Origin of the sequence: Niallia sp. HCP3S3_B10 (genome assembly GCF_052064465.1) — a bacterium.
In the GTDB taxonomy this organism is placed as follows: Bacteria; Bacillota; Bacilli; order Bacillales; family Cytobacillaceae; genus Niallia; species Niallia hominis.
In genome coordinates, this window is sequence record NZ_JBQHVO010000039.1 from 14,707 (window position 1) to 37,491 (window position 22,785).

Genomic DNA, 22,785 nt, shown 5'->3' on the forward strand with positions numbered 1-22,785 from the left:
TTTTTAAGAAGGAGTGGACAGAATGAACTCACAAGTTCAGAGTTCAGAAAGGAAAACGGACGCTTTATCTCCGTTCTCCTTTTCTTATTTTACCCGTAATTGGTGGGGCGTTTCCGGTTTTCTGTTGCTTATCTTTGTATTTTTACTTCCTGTTTGTCGTCTTGTTTGGCTGAGTGTAGCCAATGGAGAAGAAGTTGGTCTTATGCTTTATCAGGAAGTACTGTTAGAAAAGGCAACATGGAGGACGATTCAAAATACGATTATTATTACAATTGCCAGTACATTGCTTTCCTTAGTTTTAGGAGTAGGGCTTGCCTTTACAATGGCTTATGTAAATATCCGGGCAAAAAAATGGCTGCAACTGCTTATCTTTTTACCGTTTTTAATCCCCTCCTATATATCAACACTTGCTTGGGTTCAGTTTTTTGGAGGAAATGGTCCCATTCAGTTTCTATTTAATGAATCTGTTAATTTGTACAGCATGGGAGGAATCATTTTTGTACTTGGGCTTTCTCATTATCCTCTTGTTTATTTGATGAGTGTGGAGGTATTTCGTCGTATTCCAAGAGAACTCAAATATGCTGCTAGCACTTCCGGAGCATCTGGTCGAGTTGTTTTTCGAAAAGTTATTCTTCCAATGGCACTGCCAGGAATCGCTAGTGGTGGTATTCTTGCTTTTCTATCTAATATTGATAACTTTGGCATTCCAGCTTTCCTTGGTATTCCTGCAAATATTCGCGTATTAAGTACGTATATTTATGAACAAATCATTGGATATGGACCATCTGCCTTTTCCAGAGCAGCTGTACTTTCGGTTATTCTTGGCGTGATTGCGTTAATTGGTACTGTAGTTCAGTGGGCAATAATTAGAAAAAGCAATGTAAGTGAAACAACTGCAAGAGATACAGAGCCAAGATATTATCTCACGAGAGGCTGGAGGAATGTAGCAGAGCTGGCATTATGGGTCTTCTTATTGCTCACAACCCTTGTGCCGTTGATTGTTATGGCTTCTACCTCCTTTATCAGGGCATATGGATTATCGCTTTCATGGGAAAATCTTTCTTTGAAAAATTACCGCTACCTGCTATTTGAAGATGCTAAAACCGGTTCAGCAATAGGAAATAGTGTAACCCTCGCACTTGCTACTATGTTGATCTGTATGGTTATCGGAACAGCGATTGCCTATATTCGCTTTAAAAAGCCATCCTTTTTTGTGAAGGCTTCGGAAATCATTGTCACCATTCCGTATGCTTTGCCAGGAACGGTATTTGCTTTGGCTATTATTTTAATGTGGCTTCAGCCGTTCCCAGGCTTTCAACCAGGAGTTTATGGAACGATATGGATTTTACTGATTGCTTATATAACCCGTTTTACCGTGCTGCAAATGCGAGGAAGTCTGACTGCCTTTTCGCAAATAGATCCTTCTATGGAGGAAGCAGCAAGAACTTCTGGAGCAAGGGCCTATGTTAAATGGAAAAGCATTCTTTTTCCGCTGCTTTTGCCGGGAGTATTAAGTGGTGCCGCTCTGGTGTTTTTGACTGCCCTTACGGAGCTTACTGTTTCAAGTCTTTTATGGTCAAGTGGTTCGGAAACGATTGGTGTTGTCATCTTTAGTTTTGAGCAAGCTGGATACTCCACTTATTCCACTGCATTTTCAACATTAATCGTAACAGCTGTAATAACAATGGGGATTCTGTTTGTTCTATTTGAAAAAATATGGAAGAAGAAGGTGATGAAGAGTGATTCGAATTGATGGGTTAAAAAAGAATTATGGCAATTATACAGCTCTAGAGAATATTGATTTGGAACTATTGAACGGAGAATTTATCGCTATTCTTGGTCCTTCTGGATGCGGGAAGACGACATTGCTACGGCTTTTGGCAGGATTTATGAAACCAACAGAAGGAACAATCTCCATAGACGATGAAATAGCAGCAAGCTCCAGTAAACTCGTGCCACCCGAAAAACGAAATATTAGTATGGTGTTTCAATCCTTTGCATTATGGCCACATATGACAGTAGAAGAGCATATTCGATTTCCGCTTAAGCATCATCGATTTGGCAAAACAAATGCCAAGGAGGAGCAGGCAAAAAGGGTCTCTGATGCATTGGCATTGGTCGGCCTTTCTCATTTGAAAGATCGTTATCCTGCTGAACTTTCCGGTGGGCAAAAACAACGTGTTGCATTAGCTCGGGCAATCGTTCCAAAGCCATCTCTTCTCTTGATGGATGAGCCGTTAAGTGCGCTTGATGCAGAGCTTCGCATGGAAATGAGAAGAGAGATTGGCGCGATTCACCGAAAAATGGGTACAACGATTATCTATGTCACCCATGATCAAGGGGAAGCATTGGCGATGGCTGATAGAATTGTTGTGATGAATCATGGGAAGATAGAGCAGATAGGTACACCTGAAAGTATTTATAACGCTCCGGAGTCTGTATTTGTGTCCACTTTTGTTGGGAAAAGCAATCTAATAAAAGGGGAGTGGGTGGATGAGGATAGATTTATTCCAGCTGATTTCCCTGCTGTTTCTTGGTCAGACATAGGCATTTCAAAGGAATTAAAAGCTCAAAATCTTTATCCTGTTCGCCCGGAGCAATGGAAGCTTGGGGAGGTGGAGCAGAATCAGATGATAGGAATTGTTCAATTTGCCCAGTTCCAAGGGAATGAAATTCATTATAGTATTCAATCAGGTGAAGAGACGATTAATGTTTATGCTTCTGTTTTTGAAAAAAGGTTTCTACCAGGTGACTCTGTTTCATTAAAAATATATACTGGCACAGCCCAAAAAGCTGTTTTAGTAGGTAGCAGGTAGGGAGGAAATAGAATGATTGATTTACATATTCACTCTGAATACTCAGATGGTGCCTGGACCCCTCGTGAGATAGTAGAAGATAGTATAAAAAAGGGAATAAAAATCATTTCGATTACCGATCATGATGTTTTAGTTGGATATGAAGAGGCAATATCCCATAATGTTAATAGCTTGAAAATTATTCCGGGCATTGAACTAAATACAGATGGTCTTTTAGGAGAACTTCATATTTTAGGCTACAACTTTGATCCAGAGAATCCAAGCTTAAGAGAACATGTCTCTTGGAGAGTGGCAGATCGGTTGCAATGGGGAAAAAGAATTGTAGCAAAATTAAAGACGCTTGGATTTAACATTTCTTTTGAAAATTGCCTTGCACGTGTGGGAAAGGGAGTTCTTGTTAGAACACATATTGCAGATGAGTTAGTGGAAGCAGGATACTTTCACAGCAGTAAACAGGCGTATGAAGAACTTTTAAAAAAGGGGAAACCTGGCTTTGAGGAAAGAGGGAGTTTTTCCGCAGTGGATGCCATTAAGCTAATCCATGAGGCTGGTGGTCTTGCCTTTCTTGCTCATCCTGGAATTTATAAGCATGAATTTAATGTTCAGCACTTGATCGATTCTGGATTGGATGGAATCGAAGTCTATCACTCCAAACATTCTAAGGAGGATCAAGACTGTTGGAGAAAATTAGCGGTCGAAAGGAATCTTCTTATTTCTGGAGGAAGTGATTTTCATGGTCCAGAATCACGAAATCCTTTTCCGATTGGGAGTGTGGAGATAGAAGATCCTCAGATTCTAGCGTGGTTTGGTAATATGGTTCCTTAGCATCTAGATAAATTATAGTGTTGTTTATAGAGAAATTTAATTGCATTTTAGTGAAGCTTTGCTTTAAATAAAAGTAAAGCTTTTTACGTTTTTTAGGAAGAACACTTTTGGAAAATTCTATTTGCATTTGCAATAATTTATAGAAAAGGAACGGTGGACAAATGGCATTATTAAAACTAAATCAACTAAAAAAAGAACTAAAACAGTTGGAACAAAATGAATTAATTCAGTTAATTTCAGAGATGTATAAAATTAATAAAGATGTTCAGCAGTATTTGTCCAATAAGTTTATAGGAGAAGAAGCCATTAAAGACTTGTATGAGAGAACCAAAAAGATAGTGAGAGATGAATTCTTTCCAGAGCGCGGTTTTGCGAAAATGCGATTGGGAGTAGCAAGAGATGCGATTTCAAATTTTAAGAAACTTTCCTCTGATGATGGTAAAACAATAGATTTGATGTTGTACTTTGTTGAAACTGGAACAGAATTTACCAATACATATGGTGATATAGAGGAAAAATTCTATAATAGTATGGTTTCAATGTATAACAAAGTAGTGAATGAATGCAATAAGAGCGAGGAATTTTACAACATTTTTAAAGATCGTCTTTATTTGATTGTCAGTGAAACAGATGGAATTGGATGGGGTTATCATGATGATATTTGTGCTATTTATTATTCTTTAGATTGGCTGGAAGAAGATGAATGAGATGGAATAAGAAAAAGTAATCTATTTAAAAGGCTGTTTTCGTAAAGTTTGTTACTATGAATCCACTTTGCTTACCATATGGAGTCAAAAGTTCAGCATTTCTATTTAATTTGTTATTTCTAAGAAAAAGAAACACTCTTTTAGAAAACAGCCATTTAAAAAGAATTGCTTATTTTTGAATAAAATATTTAGAAAGTTGCCGCTATGTTTAAAGTGAAGTGGCAACTTTAAACATCTTTATATCAAGTAACCATTTCAGTAACACTAGTTACGTGAAATATTCTAGTTTAGCATCAGGAAAGAATTTTTTCATATAGGAATGAAGATGATCTTTAATATCTTCTTCTTCCTCTTTTTGATAAATATATTTTCCAATCCCGTATTTACCCCATTTATACCTTCGTTTATCTTCATCTAGCTCTAATTTTGTCATCGGATAATTTTTTTGAATGACTCTTTTGGCTGGTTTTGTAAAACGGTGCTGGATAAACTCGAATGTTAAATCTTTTTTTGCTTCGGCAGGCAACTCAGCATCTAGTCGTTCGAACATGTGAAGATATCCTTCTTCCCAGCCTTCATGGAGATAAATTGGTGCCACAATAAATCCAAGGGGATATCCAGCTCTTGCGACTTTTCCAGCAGCTTCGATTCTTTTTACTAGAGGAGAGGTCCCAGGCTCGAAATGCTTGATGACATAATCAGCATTTACACTAAAACGAAAGCGGGTTTTTCCATTATGTTTGGCATCAAGTAAGTGATCAACATGATGAAACTTTGTTACGAACCTCAATTTTCCGTACTCTGATTGTCCAAAATACTCAATCGCACGTTTAAGGGTATGGGTTAAATGATCAATGCCGACAATATCGGATGTACAGGATGCTTCGAATCGAGTAAATTCTGGAGCGCGCTCTTGCATGTATTTATCGGCAGCTTCTAAAATTTCGTCAACATTTACATAGGTACGGATGTAAGGTTTACTTCCCATCGTTGTTTGCAAATAGCAATAGTGACAATGTCCCATACAGCCGGTTGCAAAAGGAATGGCGTATTCAGCAGAAGGCTTGGAGGTGTCAAATTTGAGCGTCTTGCGAATACCGACAACAAGGGTTGATTTTGCTACCCGGTAACGCTGGAAATCATTGTCTCCAGGAAGGTTTCTAACTTGATTATGGGAAGTAGTGTGCCGAATTTCTACATTCATTTTTTCAAACTTTTCGAGCAGTTCTTTTCCTAATGGATACTCTAATGCTTCTGGTTCAAAATAGACCAGCTTTGGAGTGAAGGGCTTAATCATTCCAATCTCCCTTCCGAATCATCTCCATAATAGTAAGAATAAGCTTGTTGAGCTTCTTCTTCTGTCGTGTATACCGCGACTTCGTTTGAGAGAGGATAGTAATTTTCATATAAAAATAAAGATAATTGATTGGAATCGTCAGGATTTTTAACTATAGCTGCAGCTTGAATATTAGCTACATCTTGGGTATGTGGGTTTCTATAAAATACATAGACGATGTCTCCGGCTTGAAAAGTTTGGTTTTCGCTATACAGTGTCATTCACTCACTTTCTACATTCAATCTATTAAGATTTTTCACCTTGGATTCTTTAATTATGTATTACTTTTTTTGGAAGTGATGGGAAGTGAAATCCGCTTATAATCGTTCTATTTTTGCTCATAATAATGCTGATGTACACTATGACAAAAAGGAGCGTTTAAGAAATGGAAGCTAGAAATTCAATCGAAACTACACTGTTAACGTATAAAAAAGGGCTTGGTGATTTTACTGGGAAGATGCCTGAATTTGCAAGTAGATTTAATGCTTTTACAGAAGCATGTTTTGGAGAAGGAGCTTTATCTCAAAAACAAAAGCAATTAATTGCTTTAGGAATCAGCCTTTATTCGCAGGATGAGTACTGTATTATTTATCATACAAAGGGATGTTTGGATCAAGGCTGTTCCGAACAGGAAATCTTAGAAGCTGTGGGCGTAACTGCTGCATTTGGAGGCGGAGCAACTATGAGTCAAGGGGTTACACTAGTTCAAGAATGCATTCAGGAATTAAATCGATTAGAGCACTAATAGAAGTAGAAAATTAACAATAAAATAGGAGCAGAACAGAATATGACAAATCAAGACATAAAAAATCAGGCTATTAAAATTATCTCAGGTCATAGGACAGGAATACTTTCATCTGTTGAAAATAATAAACCCCACTCACGATATATGACATATTACAATGATGATTTAACATTATATACACCAACTCAAATGGACACAGAAAAGATAGAGGAAATCGAAAAAAATCCGTACGTTTCTGTATTGTTAGGATATGAAGAAAAGGGACAAAGTGATACGTATATTGAAATAACTGGGAAGTCTGCTATTAACAATACAGAAACATTAAAAAAACAGTTTTGGGATGACTCTTTTCAAGAATGGTTTGAAGGGCCTGAAGATCCAAACTATGTATATCTCCAAATAACTCCTGAAGTGGTTCGGATTTTAAATATGCACGGTGAACCGCCCCAAGAGTTATTGTTAGAAAATGAATGAATCACTCAACAGACTCTTCTTTCCTTTTATTTTAGTCGGAAAGAAGAGCCATCCATAATCTCCACGTCCCCTCGTAATTTAACTTCTTCCATAAGTTTAAAAAGTGCCACATCCTTCTTTTTCGCTTCAATCATACAGTCGATTTGGCTTACACTTCCGTTAATCTTTTTTAGAAAATTGAAGAACATATTTATATCGATATAATCGGCATGGTACCGAAAAAGTTTATCACTTTTTGGGCTCGAAATATGCATTTTAATGGGGAGAGGAGAATCTCTCCATGTTTGGATGACCCGGTCCCAGTTACTTTCCCAATGGGGATTATTAGAATGGTGAGCAAGATGGTGGTGATAATCAAATACAAGCGGAATTCCTAATTTTTCACATAAGTAAAGTGTATTCTCAAAAGTGAAGGAGGTATCATCATTTTCAAGCATAATCATGGTTTGAAGTGATCTTGGGACAAGCATCCAATTTTCGATAAAGCGTTCTAAAGACTCTTCTGTGTCCTTGTAATTTCCTCCAACATGCATGACACATCGATGCATTGTATCTATGCCCATCCCTTTTAATAATAAATAGTGCAATTTTAACGTTTTAATCGAGTTTTTCAAAATATGCTTCTGAGGCGAATTAAGGAGAACAAAGTGATCAGGATGAAAATCGATTCTCATTTTGTGTTTTCTTGCAAATGCCCCCAATTCTCCTATAGGTTCCTTTAGTGGTTTCATATAATCCCAATCAAGAAGTTCCTCATGGTTTGCCAACGGAATAAGCCTTGAAGTTAAACGATAAAAATGTATATCGGAAGCTGCAGTGTGCCTTAAGAGGCGAAGGGTATTCTGGAGGTTTTGTAAGGCAATCCGTTCTAACTTACGGAGTGCTGCTTCCCGATCCTCGATTTTCTGAAATTGAGTATATGTCATTGTTTTTGATGGGGATGAATTTTTTACAATCATGCTCATCGCAACGTATCCAAGTCGGACAATGGTCAATAGATGTCACCTCTTAATATATAATTCAAAAGTCATTCCTACCATTCTATCGTTCCACCAGAAGTCTGTTTTACTCCTCTAATAGATGCGATGTCCTCAATCAGCTTCAACATGGCAAGGTTTTTTTGTTTTGCTTCTATCATAATGTCAAAATCCTGTTTAAGATTTTTTGCCATTTTTAAAAAGGGGAGTACAAAGTCAATGGAAACAAAGTCAGCATGAGAACGAAAGGCTTGGATCGATTTTGGTGAAGAAATATGTACTTTAGGGACCATTTTTTTGTTATTCCATGTGTTAAAAATTCTTTCTAAATAAAGAGATAAATCTATATCCTCGTTATTTGCCATATGATGATGATAATCAAGAATCATCGGAATGTTTTCTTGTTCACAAGTTATCAGTGTTTCTTTCACGTTATACGTTTTATCGTCATTTTCAAGCGTCATTTGATTTTTGATTTCTACAGGCAATTGTTTTATATTCTGATGAAATCGACGTAAAGAAGTATTTTTATCTCCATATGCCCCACCAATATGAATATTAATGATACTAGTATCGAGTACATCCATGGCTTTTAGCATTTTATAATGAAATTCCATATCCTTTACAGCATTTATGGTTACTTCTTCTCTAGGGCTAGTAAAAAGTGTAAATTGATTGGGATGAAAACTAACCCGAAGTTTAAATTGTCTAATTAATTGGCCAAGTTCTCTCCATTGCTCTTTAAAGGGAGTAATGAAATCCCATTCTAACTCTGGATGAGTTGCTAATGGCACTAACGAACTGGATAACCGATACAATGAAATCTCATTGGCGGCATTATAGTAGAGAATTCTTTTCGTATTTTTTAAATTTTGAGCCGTAACAGCAAGTAGCTTTTCTGTGGCTTCCTGTTTAGGAAGGGCTGAATATCGAGAGAAGGTTAAAGCCTTTGAAGGACTTGCATCCCATAATCCTAATGCATTTGCCACATAGCCAAAGCGAATCTTCATCTGTTTAGTTCCTTTCCATAGAGTCCAGCAGTGTATCTTTTTATATTGCCATATCTTCTGGAACTCTATGTGCTGTTTTACTAAGTTAATAATGCATTTCATTAAAAAAATCCTGAGATTGTGTCTTTCCTATACCACTCATTCTTTCGGCCGAACCCATACTTTTGAAAAATCTACATAGCCAAAATGGCTAATTTTAATATTGCTTATATCGGTTGAAAATGGAATATATCGCTTTTGATAATAAAGTGGAATCATAATCGATTGATTAATCAATTTTTTTTCGATTTCTAGGTTTAAAGCTGTCCATTGTTCAAATGGTGTATCCTTATATTTTCCCATTAAGTTTGTAAGTGTTCCATTGTTTGCTATCATTTGGGAAAGAGGAGAAAACCCATTCATTAAAAAATAGTAAAAGGAAAAATCTTGATTGAATTCAAAAACTTCTCCATGTACGAAAAGATCTACATCTAATGTCTTAGGATGCTTTGTTAATATATCAGCAAAGGAAAACCATTGAATATCTATAGGGATTTTTTCTTTTGCGAATATTTCTGCAAGCCATTGTGTGGTATTAGCAGTATGTCTAGCACCTCTTATCACAATGGGTTTAGAAAATGTTGGCCGTTCTACTTCAGAAATAGTCAGCTGTTGATTTTGACCGACTATTATACTCTTATCATTCGGTATTAGTCTTGAACTTAGGTCACCAATTGTGTGACGATTTTTAGCGATAATCCAATGGAGGTAATCTCTTACTCGCTTCTGTCTAATAGCAGAATTTCTACAGGAGTTCATTACGATGATACCAAACCCCGAGTCGCTTTCTACTTCGATGGAGGAAGAGGTATCCTTTTCCATAGGAGAATGATAGATTCCTTTAAAATCCTCAGGAACTTGAATGAATTCTACTACATCAATTAATGGCCTCTCTCGAAAATGATCTTGAAAAGCAGTTAAAGTTGTTTTTTTATCGATGTTTTGTTGAAGGATGAAGTAACCGGTGCCCAATATTTTTTCATTCGTCTCTCTATAGATGCTTGCACACATCATACTAAGCATAGGAAGGATATAGGTGCATCCATTGGGATGGATAATATCCAGTATAAGTGGAGACTTTACTTCGATACTTTTGACAGGTGTCCATAAATCTTTGTAATAAGCATGTGTCCGAAGTTTTTCAAGGCATTCGGCCACATCATTTGCTGTCAAAACGGAACCGTCATGAAATTTAATATCCTTTTTTAAATAGAGTCTTAGTTTAGAAGTGGTGCTATCCCAACTATGGGCAATTTCAGGTAATACTTTCCCTTCTTCTGTATGAGTGACAAGCCGATTAAACACGTTTGCCACTAAATGGGCACTGAAGACATCCCCAGCTTCAAGTGGATGGGTGGAATGGAATGGATATCTTTTTGGTACGATTAATTTATCATTCGACTCTTGGACAAAGCCAAGTTTTGTATGAAATTTATTCATTAACCTCATTTTGCTGTTTGTGGACCAATTATACATTAAGTATTTGCTTGTTTGTTCTACTGGTTCCAGATCAATTCGCTTTAAAACCTCTTTTTCGTAAGAACTTTCCACCTCTTTTTTCCATACCAATGTTGAAATGTTTCCGCGTCCTCGTCCGGGTGTAAAGGATAGCCAGCCTTCCTCCATCCATTTTTTTAAATAACGTGTTGTTTGTTTCGAGCTCAATTGCAAGGTTTCAGAAATTTCCTCCATTCGAATACTGCCTGAAGGATAATATCTCCAAAGTGTAAGTAATTTGTTATCCATCCTTTTTCCTCCTAAAAGGGGACGTTGTTTTATTAATTGTCTATTTTTAGAATTATTCGTCTAGTTTAATATACAGTAATAACAAGGGGGAGACAACATGAAATGGAAGGAATTACCGAGAAATATCAAAGTTAGGATGATTACCTCTTTCTTTAATCGGGCGGTTTCATCAGCTGTTATGCCATTTATGGCTTTATTCTTTGCACAGGAATTAAACAAAATTTGGGCGGGGTTATTTTTGATTAGTACTGTGGTTATCGGATTTATGATTAATTTAGTTGGAGGATACATTTCTGACCGCTTTCCCAGAAAAAAGGTTTTAATGATAACATCCTGGCTGAATGCACTCTTCTTTTTAATCATGACGATCAGTCTATTTCCGACCAATAAAGTAATTGTCTTGTTTGCTTTGGCGTATGTTGGATTTATTATTACAAGCAGTCTAGGGAGACCTGCAATGCATGCGATTATTATTGATTCCACAACACCAGAAAATAGAAAGGCCGTTTATACACTGGATTACTGGCTAGTGAATTTATCGATGGCTATTGGGGCAGCAATTGGAGGACTTTTATATTTGAATCATCAGAAAGAATTATTCATCATGCTGACTTGTACATCTACAATGATTCCAATTGCCTATGGGATTTGGCTGCAGGACAAGTTCACAAATCAGTTACACAAAAAGCACAAGAATGTCTTGGTTGACTTAATTAGCAATTATAAAGTGGCGTTTAAAGATGTAGCCTTTGTAAAAGTGGTTGCAGGCTCCACCTTTATTTTTGCAGCTGAATTTTCATTAAATAGTTATATTGGGATTCGCCTTGCTGAAACTTTTGAAGCAGTTCGTATTGGAAGCTTTGAAATTGTTGGGGTACGAATGCTAAGTATATTAAATATAGAAAATATGCTGCTTGTAGTTTGTTTTACTTTTATTATCAATCGGTTCACAGATAAGATGAATAAAAAGAATGCTTTAATAACAGGTCTTATTCTATATGGAATTGGATATGCGACTGTTACTTCGTCAAACACGTGGTATATGCTTGTTTTATTTAATTTGATAGCAACGATAGGCGAATTAATTTATTCACCGATTCGAAATGCAGAGCAGGCGAATATGATTCCAAGCGATAAACGTGGATCTTACTCTGCTTTTTCCAACTTGTCATTTAGTGGAGCAGATTTAATTGCAAGAGCTAGTATTATTATCGGGGCATTTTTAATTCCAACGATGATGTCTGTCTACATTGGCATTATTGTGATGGTGGGGACTGTTCTTATTTATACAGGATTATTCGCGAAAAACATAAAAGTAAATAACCTAGTCAATAAAGGTGTTAGTGGCGACTAGAGCAGTAAGTTGAAAATTGGTATGGAAGATATATTGAGGCTGGGACATAAGTAAATAACTAGTCTTTAAAGACGAACAATCTTTAATTTAGCTCTTAAATAAAGCTACTTTCTCATGATGGTTATCTATGTTTTTTAATATAGTTAAGTTTAAAAACTAAGTCGTTCCATTGCGCTACAGATGCTCGCTTTCCGCGGGGAGGAAGCTGAGCCTCCTCGCATGCGCTGCGGGGTCTCAGTCTTTCCTCTATTTCCCGCAGGAGTCGAGCGTCTTCCGCTCCATTACACTTCGTTTTTAAACCTTTTTCTAAAAAACAAACACGAACTTTTTGTAAATTAATTACATTATAGTTCGTGTTTGTTGTTGGTTGAAATGCTTTTGTCCCAACCTCTCTTTGAATCTTATTCTTCTTCTGAACTTCCGCCAAAAGCTTCGGGAATCATTGTAAATCCTTCGATTACGGTGTCTTCTTCGACTTCGATCATCAAGTACCTTTTTCCGCTAAATTCGATTTGTTTTACATATCGTAAGTCTGGTGGACTTATTGCGATATTGGCAATTTTTGTGCTGATTTTAATCGACTTTGATGTGAATTTTGGCAAGATATTACTTGCTTTTAACTCGTACTTATCATCATCAATGATCTTTTTGAAAGCAAATTCAACTTTTTCTGGATTAATATCCTCCACGCCACTCATTTTTAAGACTTGTTCGACGTCTTTGGAATCTAATTTTGGAACTTCTTCCTCTTCATTTTCTACAATCATCCGGTTAATTTCTTCATAAACATTGGAAAGAGTAGAGGTGCTTAGCTGATCTCCAGTTACGTCCTTAATTATTTCTTCAAACACGATTTTATCATCTTGAGCAGTCATCATTTCTTCGCCGTTGAGCACTTCTTCGATAAATTGATAATCCGGCTCATGAATCTTGCCCGCAGCATAGAGAATATGATTAACATCTGCCGCATTATCTGTGAAGCTTGGGAAAAGAAATCCCCCCATGGGTGCATTCAGATTAATAATGGGGTCAACAACAATATTGTATTTAAATTCTTTCTCTACATAATCAAATAGCAATTCTTTTTTTGGCTCTTGTGTGTTATTGATGCTGCATAAAATGAAAGGATGGGAGAAAACCGTATCTCTTTCACTTTCTTCGGACTCTGCATTGCGGCGTTTCTTTGGCTTTAAATATTCTCCGCGAATGAATGTAATGACAATATCTTTTTCATATTGCCTGCTATTAAGCATCTTTTCCACTATCTGCAGCATTTGGTCTTTCCAATCTTCTACTTCAGAGCTAAGTAATCCTTTATGTAAAATAAGCTGGCTATTATTCTCTGCATCCCTTTGAAACTTTAATTCAAAGAGTTTTTCATCTAAATTGCCGGCAAGTAATTTTTTAAAGTTATGCAAAAATAACTCTTGTTGGTCTTGGTCAAGCATTCCGAATGGTTGGCTTTGATAATGGAATATATCACTCGATTCTTTCATGACATAGACATTAAACATGTCTGTAATTCTAAGTAGATCGTTGTTCATTTTGAATTGTTTTCGAATGTTTGCTATATCTTTTTTGTTCATTCTAAGTACACTCCTAAGTTACTATAAGTAAAAGATGGATGTTATATTAAGCGTTAGCTAAATGTATGCACTCATTTTTAGTCATTCATCCATTTTATCATATTTAGTTTCTCTATTATAAGAAAGAAAATAGAGTTATGGGAAAACAAGTTTGTTTTAATGAGGAGAAAGAGGGTCTAGTCAATATTATTCCTCTATGCTTAAATAGGAGATAATCTAAGAAACAGGTGGGGAAACGAAATGAATGAGAAGGATTGCTTGCTGCTCTTCTATTTACAGAAGGAGCAAAATATAACGAAAGCAGCGGAACATCTGTTTATGACACAGCCTGCCTTGACCTATCGCATACGGCAACTTGAAAAGGAATTTCAGGTTGAAATCCTCTCTAAAAATGGGAAAAATATAAGACTGACACCAGCTGGCGAACATTTAGTAGAGTATGCAAAAAGAATTCTTAGCGATTTGCGCAAGACGAAAGAATTTCTGCTAAATTTGGAAAATGAACTGATTGGAAGTTTGAAAATTGGTGTGAATAGTCACTTTGGTTTGTATAATTTGCCGTCGATTTTAAAGGATTATATAAAGATGTTTCCGAAAGTCGAATTGAATGTAGATACTGGATTTAGTACGGAAATGATGGATTTACTAGTAGATGGGCAAATTGATGTGGCGATTGTAAGAGGAGATTATAACTGGTCAGATGGGAAATACCTACTTAGCGAAGAAAATGTCTGTATTATTGCAAACGAACCGATTGATGTAAAAAAGCTTCCTCAGATGCCGATGATTAATAGAAAAGAGCCTAAAGTACTTCTGAAGTATAAGACAAGTCCATATAATCCTTTCGAGCAAAGCGTTGAATATTGGTGGAATCAAAGGTTTATTGAACCACCTATAGTAACGATGCAAGTGGATAGCTATGAAACGTGTAAGGAAATGGTGAAAAAAGGGCTTGGTTATGCGATTATCCCTAGTGTTTTTTTAAAGCAGACGGACGATTTATATAATGCTCCGCTTATTTTTAAAAATGGTCAGGAAATGAAAAGAAGAACGTGGATGTATTATAGAGAAGAATCGATGAGTCTCGCGACAGTAGCTGAGTTTGTTCGGTATATGAAAAAATCGTAGAAAGAGAATGACTATGTGATTCTCTTTTTTTTGTCATATTTGTATAATTATAAATTTTTGTTTATGAAAAATAGCTGTTATCCATAAAAAATTTTTATGAATAACGAAAAAAAGCTTGATTTTACTTATTTATACAGGGGTATTACAATGGTGAATATAATTATCATTGTTCAGAATATTTCGGAGGTTGTATATTTATGTATGTGGAGAAGGCGGGAGAAAAACTAGCACTTATCGATAAGGTAGATGCGATGGATAACCAATTACGCGAATTAGCATTAAAGATTCATCAGAATCCAGAAGTGAGTTTTCAAGAACAACAAGCGATGAACTGGTTGACAGAACCACTTGAAGAGGCGGGGTTTGTCATAGAAAAAGGGATTGCGACATTAGAAACGTCGTTTAGAGCGACTTGGGAAGGTACACCTGGTGGTCCAACGATTGCGTTACTTGCAGAATATGATGCGTTGGCAGGATTAGGGCATGGCTGTGGACACAATATTATCGGAACCTCAGCTGTAGGTGCGGCAATAGCGCTAAAGGAGACAATGCCAAATTTAAAAGGAAAAATCGTTGTTCTTGGAACACCGGCAGAAGAGCTAGGTGGCGGAAAAATTATAATGGTGGAACAAGGTGTTTTTGATCAAGTGGATGCTGCCATGATGTGTCATCCCCATAAGAAATCGATGGTTTTGCGGGGAGGATTGGCTTGTGTAGATGCAACATTTAAATATTATGGCAAGGCAGCCCATGCAGCTGCTAGTCCTGAACAAGGAATCAGTGCATTGGATGCAGTCATCCATACATTTGTTGCGGTTAACTCTTTGCGTCAGTTTTTTAAGGATGATGTGAGAATTCACGGGATTATCACAAAAGGTGGAGAGGCTACAAATGTAGTGCCCGCTTACTGTGAAGCCGAATTTTTACTAAGGGCGGAAAACGTAGAGCAGCTGGAATTAGTTCGAGAAAAAGTATATGCTGCTGCTCGATATTCTGCAGAGGCAGTAGGGGCCGCTTTAGAGATTGAAGAGGGACTTATCTATGCCGAAAGAAACAATAATCATGCCCTTGCCCATTTATTCAAAGACAATTTGGAGCTTTTGGATGAAGAAGTAAGTGATCCTCCTAAAAAAGGCGGAATCGGTTCCTCTGATATTGGCAATGTTGGTCAAGTGACAGCAACCATTCATCCTTATATTAAAATCACGGATTCAGCCAATACACACACTCCAGAGTTTGTAGATGCTGCTGGTTCAGAAGAAGGGATGAAAGGACTAAATAAAGCTGCAAAAGCATTGGCGCTCACAGCGTTTGATCTATGCACAAACGAACAATCCCTAAAAGCGATTCGCAGTGAGTTCGAGGAATGGAAAAGAAGCAAACAGCAAGTGAAATAATAGATGAATAAAAAAGTAAAGGGTGAATAGGTTGAAAACGAATAAGCTAGCGTCCAATGTGGCATCTCCAGTAACAAATAAGGGAAAGAAACTTCGAATGCCACATACATTTGTCATCATTTTATGTATGGTGTTATTTGCAGCTGTACTTACTTACATACTCCCGGCAGGAGAATTTGAACGGGTAGAAGATGCAAACTCAGGAAATACAGTAGTAGTACAGGATTCTTACCAACATGTTGAACAAAATCCTATTAGTCTATTTAATCTGCCACTAGCAGTTGTACAAGGTTTGGTAAGTGCAAGCGATACAGTCTTTTTTATCTTTATCGTTGGTGGTGTTTTCCAAATTATCAATTCTACAGGAACGATTGAAGCAGTTGCTGGAAGAGTTGGAAAAACCTTTATGAACCGTGGTCTAGTTATTATTCCAATTTTCTTGACCCTGTTTTCATTCGGTGGCTTTACAATTGGGATGTCAGCAGAGGTAATGGCGTTTGTACCTATTGGAATCGCGATTGCTAGAGCATTAGGATATGATGCGTTAACTGGGACAGCCATGGTTATGTTAGGTGCAGCGACAGGTTTTACAGCAGGGTTACTAAATCCTTTTAATGTTGGAATTGCCCAATCAATTGCTGAAATTCCAATGTTTTCAGGAATGTGGCTACGTGCGATTATTTTAGTTGTGCTGCTAATCGCTACTAGTTTTTATATTATACGTTATGCAAAAAAGGTGAAAAAGAATCCATCATCAAGTATTGTTGTCCAGCTTGAAAAAGAAGAAGGGCATAAAAATATCGATATGACTTCATTATCATCCATGAAGGTCAATCACTATTTAACAATCATTGCTATATTAGCAGGATTTGGTTTCCTTATCTGGGGAGTTTCAGAAAAGGGATGGTGGATGCAAGAATTAGCTGCGTTTTTTCTAGCGTTAGGTATTATAGTAGGGTTTCTATCTAAATATGGGCCTAGCAAAATTGCAAGTGAATTTGTGGCAGGGGCAAAAGATATCACTTTTGGTGCCTTTATTGTCGGATTAGCAAAAGGAATCGTTATTGTTTTAGAGCAAGGACATGTTATTGATTCGGTTGTAAATGGATTAGCGATAATGGTTGACCATCTGCCAAGTTACATTCAGGTTCTCGGCATGTACTTCTTTCAAACGATTATGAATGTCTTTATCACTTCTGGAACAGGACTTGCTGCAACAACAATGCCGATTATGGTTCCATTAGCTGATTTAATTGATGTTACTAGACAAACAGCTGTTCTAGCCTATCAGCTAGGAGATGGGTTATCTAATTGTATCCTGCCTACCTCTGCCATGTTAATGGGAAGCTTAGCGGTGTCAAAAATAAAGTATCAAGAATGGGTAAAGTTTTTCTGGCCATTATTGGTGATATGGCTTGTTATTGGCGGAGTTTTTGTCATCGTCGCAGATATTATTCACTATTGATGAAGAGGATGAGTAATGATGAACCCCCAGCTTATTGAATTAATGGATAAGGAACTTTTAAATCAACATGTTAAGGAACTTTCTGCATATGAACGGTTAACAGGAGAGGAAGAAGCTGAAAGAGCGGTAGATTATATAGTGGGAAATTTGCAACAGCATCATATTTCATATAATCGTTACCAATTCGATGGATACTTTAGTGATCCTATTCATGGGGCAGTGTTTGTAACAGCACCTATGAAACTGGCTATTCGCGCAAAAGCAAGATCATTTGGTGCCAATCTTCCGAATGGGGTAAAGGGAAATCTTCTATATGATTTCTTTAGTGAACACTCAACAGGGATAAGCGGACCAGTCGAGCGTTATGAAAAGATGAAAGACAAAATTATTATCAGCTGGAACTATTACGAGGATTATGTGAAAAAAATAGAAAGTGCAGGAGCAATAGGGCTTATTCATATATGGCCATCTAAGGAAAAGGCGCTTCATGAAGAAACGGTGGGAACAATTTGGGGTACCCCTACGATGGGAACTGTGGACCAACTGACGAAAATTCCTGTCGTTGGCATAAACCATGAAGATGGGAGCAAGTTGCTTAAGTGGATAAAAGAGGAGCATTCTGTAGAAGTCGTATTGAAAACAGAGGTGAGAAATTCTGTTAAAAAGACTAGTTTACCAGTTGCTACTATTCGCGGGGAACTAGAAGAGTATATTTTGGTATCTGGACATTATGATTCCTGGCATAAAGGGGCAACAGATAATGCAACAGCCAATTCTTTGATGCTGGAGATGGCCCGGATATTTTCTACTCAACAAAGTAAACGAAGCATTAAAATAGCTTGGTGGCCAGGACATTCAAATGGTAGATATGCAGGGTCTGCCTGGTATTGTGATCAATTTTGGGAGGAAATCAATGAGAAGTGTGTAGCACATATTAATATTGATTTTCCAGGGACAAAAGGAAATGTTCAAGTAGTTCCAAGATCAACAGCGATGGAAAAGGAAGAACTTTTAACCGATATTATTCGAGATTATACAAAGAAGGAACCATCTCGAACAGATTATTTGCCTCGGGGAGCGGATCAATCCTTTTGGGGAACGAATATTCCTATCCATCTAATGCTAAAGTATGAACCACTCGATCAAGAAAAAAGATATCAAACACCAGGAGGGAACTGGTGGTGGCATACAGAAGAGGATCTCGTTGATAAAGTGGATTGTGATTTATTGAAGAGAGATACAGGGATGCACATAGATCTAGTGAATCACTTGGTGAATGTACCGATCTTGCCAATTAACCTTCTTCGCTTTTTAGCAAAAAGTAAGGAGATTATAAAAGATCTAGACAATCATTCTGATGAAGCTTTCGATTTCACTAAAATTCATCAAATCTTTGAAAGGGTTTCGATAATGGCGGGAGAGCTTTTGGAAAAGGAAGAATCAGATAAAACTTCCTATAATAAGCTTTTAAAATCGATTGGTGGAAAACTCAATAGACTTAAGTTCTCTTATTCCAGTAGATATGATTATGATAACACGTATCCTTTTCAGCCTTATCCTGGCTTAGCCAAAGTGAAGGACGTCTATCGAAGCAATACAACACAAGAAGATTTCCTGTTTATCAGTACCTTTTTCATTAGACAACGAAATCGGATAGTAAATGAGATAAAAGAAGTAATAATGGAGATAGAAAGATACTTTGATTAAATATATAAAGGTTTTCGCTCGTTCTTATGTCGAGCGAAAGCCTTTTTTAGTTAGGCGCCTTATTTGAAATAGATATTCTTAAATGAAATAATAGTAGGAGAAGATGGAACGGAAAGGAGTTTTTACAATGAAGGTATTAGTGGTTGGAGCGAATGGGCAAATAGGCAAACAGTTAGTAATGTTATTACAAGCGAGCCATGTATACTCTGTTAGGGCATTAGTCAGAACAGAAGATCAGCTAAAAGCATTTGAACAAAGCGGAGTAGAGGCAGTGATGGGCAATTTGGAGGAGACGGTTGAGCAGCTAGAGAGTGTTGTTCGAGACTGTGAGGCAGTCATTTTTACTGCAGGTTCAGGCGGGAAAACCGGGTATGATAAAACGTTGCTAATTGATCTTGATGGTGCGGTTAAAATGATCGAAGCATCAAAAAATATGGGAATCAAGCGATTTGTAATGGTTAGCGCACTACAAGCACATAATCGAAAAAACTGGAATGAACAACTTAAGCCCTACTATGTAGCAAAGCATTATGCAGATCGAATCCTCATGGAAAGCGGATTAACGTATACGATTATTCGTCCAGGTGGCCTTTTGAATGAAGATGGAACTGGAAAGGTAACGATTGGGGAGAATCTTGAAAGAGGGATGATTCCGCGAGAGGATGTAGCAAAGACGGTAATTGCCTCACTACAGGAGTCGAACGTGTTTAATAAAGCTTTTGATATAGTTTCTGGTGAAACGACGATTGCGGAGGCAGTGGGGGATTATAAAGATTAATTAGAGAAGAAGCGTCTAGGTATGCAGGTTGGTTTGGCTGATATCCTAGTATGTTTGGCTGATAAAATAGAAGATTGGCTGGAACCCCAACAGTATTGGCTGATAAACAGAAGATTGGCTGGAACCCCAACAGTATTGGCTGATAAAGCAGAAGATTGGCTGAAACCCCAATAGCTTTGGCTGATATATCGAAAACTTAAGCTGTAACAGGATGGACGCTCTCTCTAATCCTTGCGATTTAGAAAATCATTAAAACAATTTTTTTCTCTTTTTTAATGCATAAATTTTTTTAGTAAGTGGAAATCCAAGAATAAGAAAGAAGATTCCTATTATAACTAAAACAGCATTTAGGATCACTTCAAAAGTATGGATGTCTCTAAAGAGAAAGACTTGAGAAAGCCCGGAAGAAATAAAGATAATAGCCATGATATACCAGATGAAATTAATTCTTTGGTAATGTTCAATTTGGGAATCAATATCAGAATAGATTTTAAATTCACCTAAGGAAGCATCTCTTCTAAAGTAATGCCATCTTTTAATAGATGCAACTTGATCCACGCTAAACTCCTTCATTAGTGCTAAATAGTCATCCTTTTCTTTTTGAAAAACATCTTGTTTAAGAAATTCAATACGGTATATATATTTACTTGGTGTACTTGTTTCGAAAACATAGTATCCATCAGTAATTTCTTGTAGGGCATAGCCTTGTTTACACATATTGTTTATCCAAGCCTCTTCTTTTTCAATATTGATAAAGAAATCTTTAAATACACTTCTTTTTACTTTTTTAATCATTTAGTTGTCCCCCATTCTTATTAATCCATTTTGATACAACTCCTTTAGTCTGACGATTTCAGATTGAACTACTTGATAGCCTTCGTTAGTCAGGATATATACTTTCTTCCTTTTCTCCAAGACATCATTATTCGTAAATTCAATCCATCCTTTATCTAAGAGAGCTTTAAGGGCACCATAAAGTGTGCCGGGAGCTAGTGTTAAACGGCCATTACTCATTTTTTTTACATCCTGCATAATTCCATAACCATGTTGAGGAGCAAGAAGAGAGAGTAGAATATAGTAAGTTGATTCTGATAATGCATGGTTCGTGTTATGTCCTGAAATAGAAATCACTTCCCTTTTTTATTATATCTTCTTGCGATATATCGTGAGACGATATAGTTTATATAATTATACCTCAAGTTTAGGTAAGATTCTATGTGAAAAAAGCTGAAAATTTAAAAAATGACACGAATTATTTTCAATGAAGCTGTAATGGGTAGTACAGCAGCACAGCTATCACATTCTGCAAAACAAATATTCAGTTTATAACCAGGAATAAAGCTGATTTGCAACAATTGGGTTCGTGGTTATTGGTGTAGTAGCAAAGTTAGGGGGATTTGGTAGATACTTCTAAACGCACCCATCCTAATCAACATATCTATTGGAACTAGTTATATATCATTCCCTATTGTCATATGGTATACAATGTGTAATTCCTTAGGTTAAGGAAATCAATAACTGAATAGAGGAGGCAGTATATGCTTTGGATTCTTAGTGCACTCATCCTTATTGGCTTTAGCTTCTTTATTTATTCACAGATACAAGACCTACCCGAAAATCAAATAACAGCGAAATGCTTGCCTATGCTGTATGGTATGTCTTCTAGTGTGGCCATCGGCGTTTTATTTGGTACCATTATGCACAATGAATTAGGAATGGCCACAATTCTTTCCATCATTGTAAGTTTCTCCTTCATTCTTTTTCTTTTTATTAAAAGCACAATAGTTGCAATGATAGAAGCAGGGGCAGCCAGTTTAATGGGGGCTTTAATGGGAGCAATGTTAGGAGTTATGCTGAATGAAGGAGATGCGGTCTTAATAATAATTATGGTAGATGCTATTTTTCTGCTAAGTAGTTTCGTTATCTATCATATTGTGAAGAAGTATCAGTCTAGTAAAAGAAGATTCACTTCCAATCTTTTAATCGTTTCAGCTACCTTAAGTCTTGGACTCATCCTTTTAACAGGATTTTCTTATATGCTGAAAAATGATGAGTTGCCTATAGAAACGAATGAGCATCATCATCAAGGACTAGAAATATATATGGAAATATTATGAATCACGAATTCTATTCCATACTATCTACGTTTCAGCCACTATTTCTTCGAGAACTTTTCCTCTACTATTTTTTTCAAAAGAAAAGAAGAAGCCTATCTAAACGGCCTCTTCTTTTTCCTCTAATAAGTTTTTAGACTCCTTATAATTAAAATGAAGTAGTTGGAAAACTTTTATATAATAAATGATTACTGGTTAATTGATTGATCTGTAGAATCTTTCTCCTCTACTTGTTCCGCTTCTGTATCTTCTTGTTTTCTCTCATACTCTTTTCTTACATCTCCACAAGTGATGCATATCCCACTGTAATAATAATTATATTTATGATATTTTCGTATTTTGCATATAAGTGAACCAAATAACAAAAGTAACAACTCCTTTACTTATCCATTCTACAATAGTGGTCAGTAATATTTGGTTAAATAACCGTTACGAACCTACCAAATCTATTACAAAGATGTCTTCTTTATCTTTTTTATGACAATCACCAAAAAAACATTACAGCTTGCTAGAGGAATAGGTGAATATAGAAAGGAATGGAAAGAGAAAATGGTGAAAACTAGAAACTTTTTGATGTGCTG

Annotated in this window: 23 protein-coding genes; 14 read left to right on the top strand and 9 right to left on the bottom strand. The window is 36.6% G+C overall.

The window, feature by feature from the left end:
* Positions 1–22: 22 nt before the first annotated feature.
* The 4 genes from ACTNDN_RS16170 (at position 23) to ACTNDN_RS16185 (ending at position 4,348) form a co-directional block, all read left to right on the top strand.
* Complete coding sequence (locus ACTNDN_RS16170) at positions 23–1,753, top strand: ABC transporter permease (protein ID WP_441131503.1); 1,731 nt, start codon at positions 23–25, stop codon at positions 1,751–1,753.
* Positions 1,740–2,816, top strand: a complete 1,077-nt coding sequence (locus ACTNDN_RS16175; RefSeq protein ID WP_441131505.1) for an ABC transporter ATP-binding protein — start codon at positions 1,740–1,742, stop codon at positions 2,814–2,816. Before ACTNDN_RS16170 ends, ACTNDN_RS16175 begins: the two co-directional genes overlap by 14 nt.
* 12 nt (positions 2,817–2,828) lie before the next feature.
* Positions 2,829–3,641 carry a PHP domain-containing protein gene (locus tag ACTNDN_RS16180; protein WP_441131507.1) on the top strand — a complete coding sequence of 271 codons (813 nt, stop codon included), beginning with the start codon at positions 2,829–2,831 and terminating at the stop codon, positions 3,639–3,641.
* Positions 3,642–3,802: 161 nt separating this feature from the next.
* Positions 3,803–4,348, top strand: a complete 546-nt coding sequence (locus tag ACTNDN_RS16185; protein WP_441131509.1) for a DUF6155 family protein — start codon at positions 3,803–3,805, stop codon at positions 4,346–4,348.
* A 268-nt stretch (positions 4,349–4,616) separates the two neighbouring features.
* Here the strand turns inward: ACTNDN_RS16185 and splB are convergent, their stop codons facing one another.
* On the bottom strand, positions 4,617–5,645 hold the full coding sequence (gene splB / locus ACTNDN_RS16190; RefSeq protein WP_441131511.1) for a spore photoproduct lyase: 1,029 nt from the start codon (positions 5,643–5,645) through the stop codon (positions 4,617–4,619).
* A complete protein-coding gene (locus ACTNDN_RS16195) occupies positions 5,642–5,905 on the bottom strand; it encodes a transcriptional regulator SplA domain-containing protein (RefSeq protein WP_441131513.1) in 264 nt (87 codons plus the stop codon). Before ACTNDN_RS16195 ends, splB begins: the two co-directional genes overlap by 4 nt.
* Before the next feature lie 164 nt (positions 5,906–6,069).
* Between ACTNDN_RS16195 and ACTNDN_RS16200 the strand changes: the two genes are divergently transcribed.
* Both ACTNDN_RS16200 and ACTNDN_RS16205 read left to right on the top strand, forming a co-directional pair.
* Positions 6,070–6,429: a carboxymuconolactone decarboxylase family protein gene (locus tag ACTNDN_RS16200; protein WP_441131515.1), complete on the top strand. Its 360-nt coding sequence runs from the start codon at positions 6,070–6,072 to the stop codon at positions 6,427–6,429.
* A gap of 42 nt (positions 6,430–6,471) precedes the next feature.
* Positions 6,472–6,903, top strand: a complete 432-nt coding sequence (locus ACTNDN_RS16205; RefSeq protein WP_441131517.1) for a pyridoxamine 5'-phosphate oxidase family protein — start codon at positions 6,472–6,474, stop codon at positions 6,901–6,903.
* A gap of 26 nt (positions 6,904–6,929) precedes the next feature.
* Here the strand turns inward: ACTNDN_RS16205 and uvsE (ACTNDN_RS16210) are convergent, their stop codons facing one another.
* The 3 genes from uvsE (ACTNDN_RS16210) to ACTNDN_RS16220 all read right to left on the bottom strand — a co-directional run bounded on the left by uvsE (ACTNDN_RS16210) (position 6,930) and on the right by ACTNDN_RS16220 (position 10,675).
* The gene (gene uvsE / locus ACTNDN_RS16210) at positions 6,930–7,898 is read right to left on the bottom strand and encodes a UV DNA damage repair endonuclease UvsE (protein ID WP_441131519.1); all 969 of its coding nucleotides are present in this window, start codon (positions 7,896–7,898) and stop codon (positions 6,930–6,932) included.
* 38 nt (positions 7,899–7,936) lie between these two features.
* Positions 7,937–8,890 carry a UV DNA damage repair endonuclease UvsE gene (gene uvsE / locus ACTNDN_RS16215; protein WP_031538976.1) on the bottom strand — a complete coding sequence of 318 codons (954 nt, stop codon included), beginning with the start codon at positions 8,888–8,890 and terminating at the stop codon, positions 7,937–7,939.
* A 138-nt stretch (positions 8,891–9,028) separates the two neighbouring features.
* A complete protein-coding gene (locus ACTNDN_RS16220) occupies positions 9,029–10,675 on the bottom strand; it encodes an ABC transporter substrate-binding protein (RefSeq protein ID WP_031538974.1) in 1,647 nt (548 codons plus the stop codon).
* Positions 10,676–10,772: 97 nt separating this feature from the next.
* Here ACTNDN_RS16220 and ACTNDN_RS16225 point away from each other — a divergent pair, with 97 nt between their 5' ends.
* Positions 10,773–12,029 carry an MDR family MFS transporter gene (locus ACTNDN_RS16225; protein WP_235251854.1) on the top strand — a complete coding sequence of 419 codons (1,257 nt, stop codon included), beginning with the start codon at positions 10,773–10,775 and terminating at the stop codon, positions 12,027–12,029.
* A 401-nt stretch (positions 12,030–12,430) separates the two neighbouring features.
* On the opposite strand, the gene ACTNDN_RS16230 is transcribed toward ACTNDN_RS16225, so the two are convergent.
* Positions 12,431–13,615 carry a DUF4317 domain-containing protein gene (locus ACTNDN_RS16230; RefSeq protein ID WP_048718098.1) on the bottom strand — a complete coding sequence of 395 codons (1,185 nt, stop codon included), beginning with the start codon at positions 13,613–13,615 and terminating at the stop codon, positions 12,431–12,433.
* A gap of 240 nt (positions 13,616–13,855) precedes the next feature.
* On the opposite strand from ACTNDN_RS16230, the gene ACTNDN_RS16235 reads away from it, so the two are divergent.
* From ACTNDN_RS16235 to ACTNDN_RS16260, 6 genes are all read left to right on the top strand, one after another.
* Positions 13,856–14,743: a LysR family transcriptional regulator gene (locus ACTNDN_RS16235; RefSeq protein WP_441131523.1), complete on the top strand. Its 888-nt coding sequence runs from the start codon at positions 13,856–13,858 to the stop codon at positions 14,741–14,743.
* Between the two features lie 197 nt (positions 14,744–14,940).
* The gene (locus ACTNDN_RS16240) at positions 14,941–16,140 is read left to right on the top strand and encodes a M20 family metallopeptidase (protein WP_235251855.1); all 1,200 of its coding nucleotides are present in this window, start codon (positions 14,941–14,943) and stop codon (positions 16,138–16,140) included.
* Positions 16,141–16,171: 31 nt separating this feature from the next.
* Positions 16,172–17,605 carry a YfcC family protein gene (locus ACTNDN_RS16245; protein ID WP_231512586.1) on the top strand — a complete coding sequence of 478 codons (1,434 nt, stop codon included), beginning with the start codon at positions 16,172–16,174 and terminating at the stop codon, positions 17,603–17,605.
* A 15-nt stretch (positions 17,606–17,620) separates the two neighbouring features.
* Positions 17,621–19,312, top strand: a complete 1,692-nt coding sequence (locus ACTNDN_RS16250; RefSeq protein WP_441131526.1) for a M28 family peptidase — start codon at positions 17,621–17,623, stop codon at positions 19,310–19,312.
* A 127-nt stretch (positions 19,313–19,439) separates the two neighbouring features.
* Positions 19,440–20,090 (top strand): SDR family oxidoreductase, encoded by a 651-nt coding sequence (locus ACTNDN_RS16255; protein ID WP_235251858.1) that lies wholly within the window; start codon positions 19,440–19,442, stop codon positions 20,088–20,090.
* Positions 20,091–20,111: 21 nt separating this feature from the next.
* A complete protein-coding gene (locus ACTNDN_RS16260) occupies positions 20,112–20,264 on the top strand; it encodes a hypothetical protein (protein WP_441131528.1) in 153 nt (50 codons plus the stop codon).
* 75 nt (positions 20,265–20,339) lie between these two features.
* On the opposite strand, the gene ACTNDN_RS16265 is transcribed toward ACTNDN_RS16260, so the two are convergent.
* Entirely contained in the window at positions 20,340–20,885 is a 546-nt protein-coding gene (locus tag ACTNDN_RS16265; RefSeq protein ID WP_441131530.1) for a DUF2812 domain-containing protein, read from the bottom strand.
* Positions 20,886–21,221 carry a PadR family transcriptional regulator gene (locus ACTNDN_RS16270; protein WP_202908300.1) on the bottom strand — a complete coding sequence of 112 codons (336 nt, stop codon included), beginning with the start codon at positions 21,219–21,221 and terminating at the stop codon, positions 20,886–20,888.
* 407 nt (positions 21,222–21,628) lie between these two features.
* Between ACTNDN_RS16270 and ACTNDN_RS16275 the strand changes: the two genes are divergently transcribed.
* Positions 21,629–22,207 (top strand): hypothetical protein, encoded by a 579-nt coding sequence (locus tag ACTNDN_RS16275; RefSeq protein WP_441131532.1) that lies wholly within the window; start codon positions 21,629–21,631, stop codon positions 22,205–22,207.
* A 185-nt stretch (positions 22,208–22,392) separates the two neighbouring features.
* On the opposite strand, the gene ACTNDN_RS16280 is transcribed toward ACTNDN_RS16275, so the two are convergent.
* A complete protein-coding gene (locus tag ACTNDN_RS16280) occupies positions 22,393–22,569 on the bottom strand; it encodes a hypothetical protein (RefSeq protein ID WP_160314258.1) in 177 nt (58 codons plus the stop codon).
* Positions 22,570–22,785: the final 216 nt, after the last annotated feature.

Coding starts and splice junctions, on each gene's coding strand:
- ACTNDN_RS16170 (WP_441131503.1), top strand. CDS start 23: ATGAACTCACAAGTTCAGAGTTCAGAAAGGAAAACGGACGCTTTATCT.
- ACTNDN_RS16180 (WP_441131507.1), top strand. CDS start 2,829: ATGATTGATTTACATATTCACTCTGAATACTCAGATGGTGCCTGGACC.
- ACTNDN_RS16185 (WP_441131509.1), top strand. CDS start 3,803: ATGGCATTATTAAAACTAAATCAACTAAAAAAAGAACTAAAACAGTTG.
- splB (WP_441131511.1), bottom strand. CDS start 5,645: ATGATTAAGCCCTTCACTCCAAAGCTGGTCTATTTTGAACCAGAAGCA.
- ACTNDN_RS16195 (WP_441131513.1), bottom strand. CDS start 5,905: ATGACACTGTATAGCGAAAACCAAACTTTTCAAGCCGGAGACATCGTC.
- ACTNDN_RS16200 (WP_441131515.1), top strand. CDS start 6,070: ATGGAAGCTAGAAATTCAATCGAAACTACACTGTTAACGTATAAAAAA.
- ACTNDN_RS16205 (WP_441131517.1), top strand. CDS start 6,472: ATGACAAATCAAGACATAAAAAATCAGGCTATTAAAATTATCTCAGGT.
- uvsE (WP_031538976.1), bottom strand. CDS start 8,890: ATGAAGATTCGCTTTGGCTATGTGGCAAATGCATTAGGATTATGGGAT.
- ACTNDN_RS16220 (WP_031538974.1), bottom strand. CDS start 10,675: ATGGATAACAAATTACTTACACTTTGGAGATATTATCCTTCAGGCAGT.
- ACTNDN_RS16225 (WP_235251854.1), top strand. CDS start 10,773: ATGAAATGGAAGGAATTACCGAGAAATATCAAAGTTAGGATGATTACC.
- ACTNDN_RS16230 (WP_048718098.1), bottom strand. CDS start 13,615: ATGAACAAAAAAGATATAGCAAACATTCGAAAACAATTCAAAATGAAC.
- ACTNDN_RS16235 (WP_441131523.1), top strand. CDS start 13,856: ATGAATGAGAAGGATTGCTTGCTGCTCTTCTATTTACAGAAGGAGCAA.
- ACTNDN_RS16240 (WP_235251855.1), top strand. CDS start 14,941: ATGTATGTGGAGAAGGCGGGAGAAAAACTAGCACTTATCGATAAGGTA.
- ACTNDN_RS16250 (WP_441131526.1), top strand. CDS start 17,621: ATGATGAACCCCCAGCTTATTGAATTAATGGATAAGGAACTTTTAAAT.
- ACTNDN_RS16255 (WP_235251858.1), top strand. CDS start 19,440: ATGAAGGTATTAGTGGTTGGAGCGAATGGGCAAATAGGCAAACAGTTA.
- ACTNDN_RS16260 (WP_441131528.1), top strand. CDS start 20,112: ATGCAGGTTGGTTTGGCTGATATCCTAGTATGTTTGGCTGATAAAATA.
- ACTNDN_RS16265 (WP_441131530.1), bottom strand. CDS start 20,885: ATGATTAAAAAAGTAAAAAGAAGTGTATTTAAAGATTTCTTTATCAAT.
- ACTNDN_RS16275 (WP_441131532.1), top strand. CDS start 21,629: ATGCTTTGGATTCTTAGTGCACTCATCCTTATTGGCTTTAGCTTCTTT.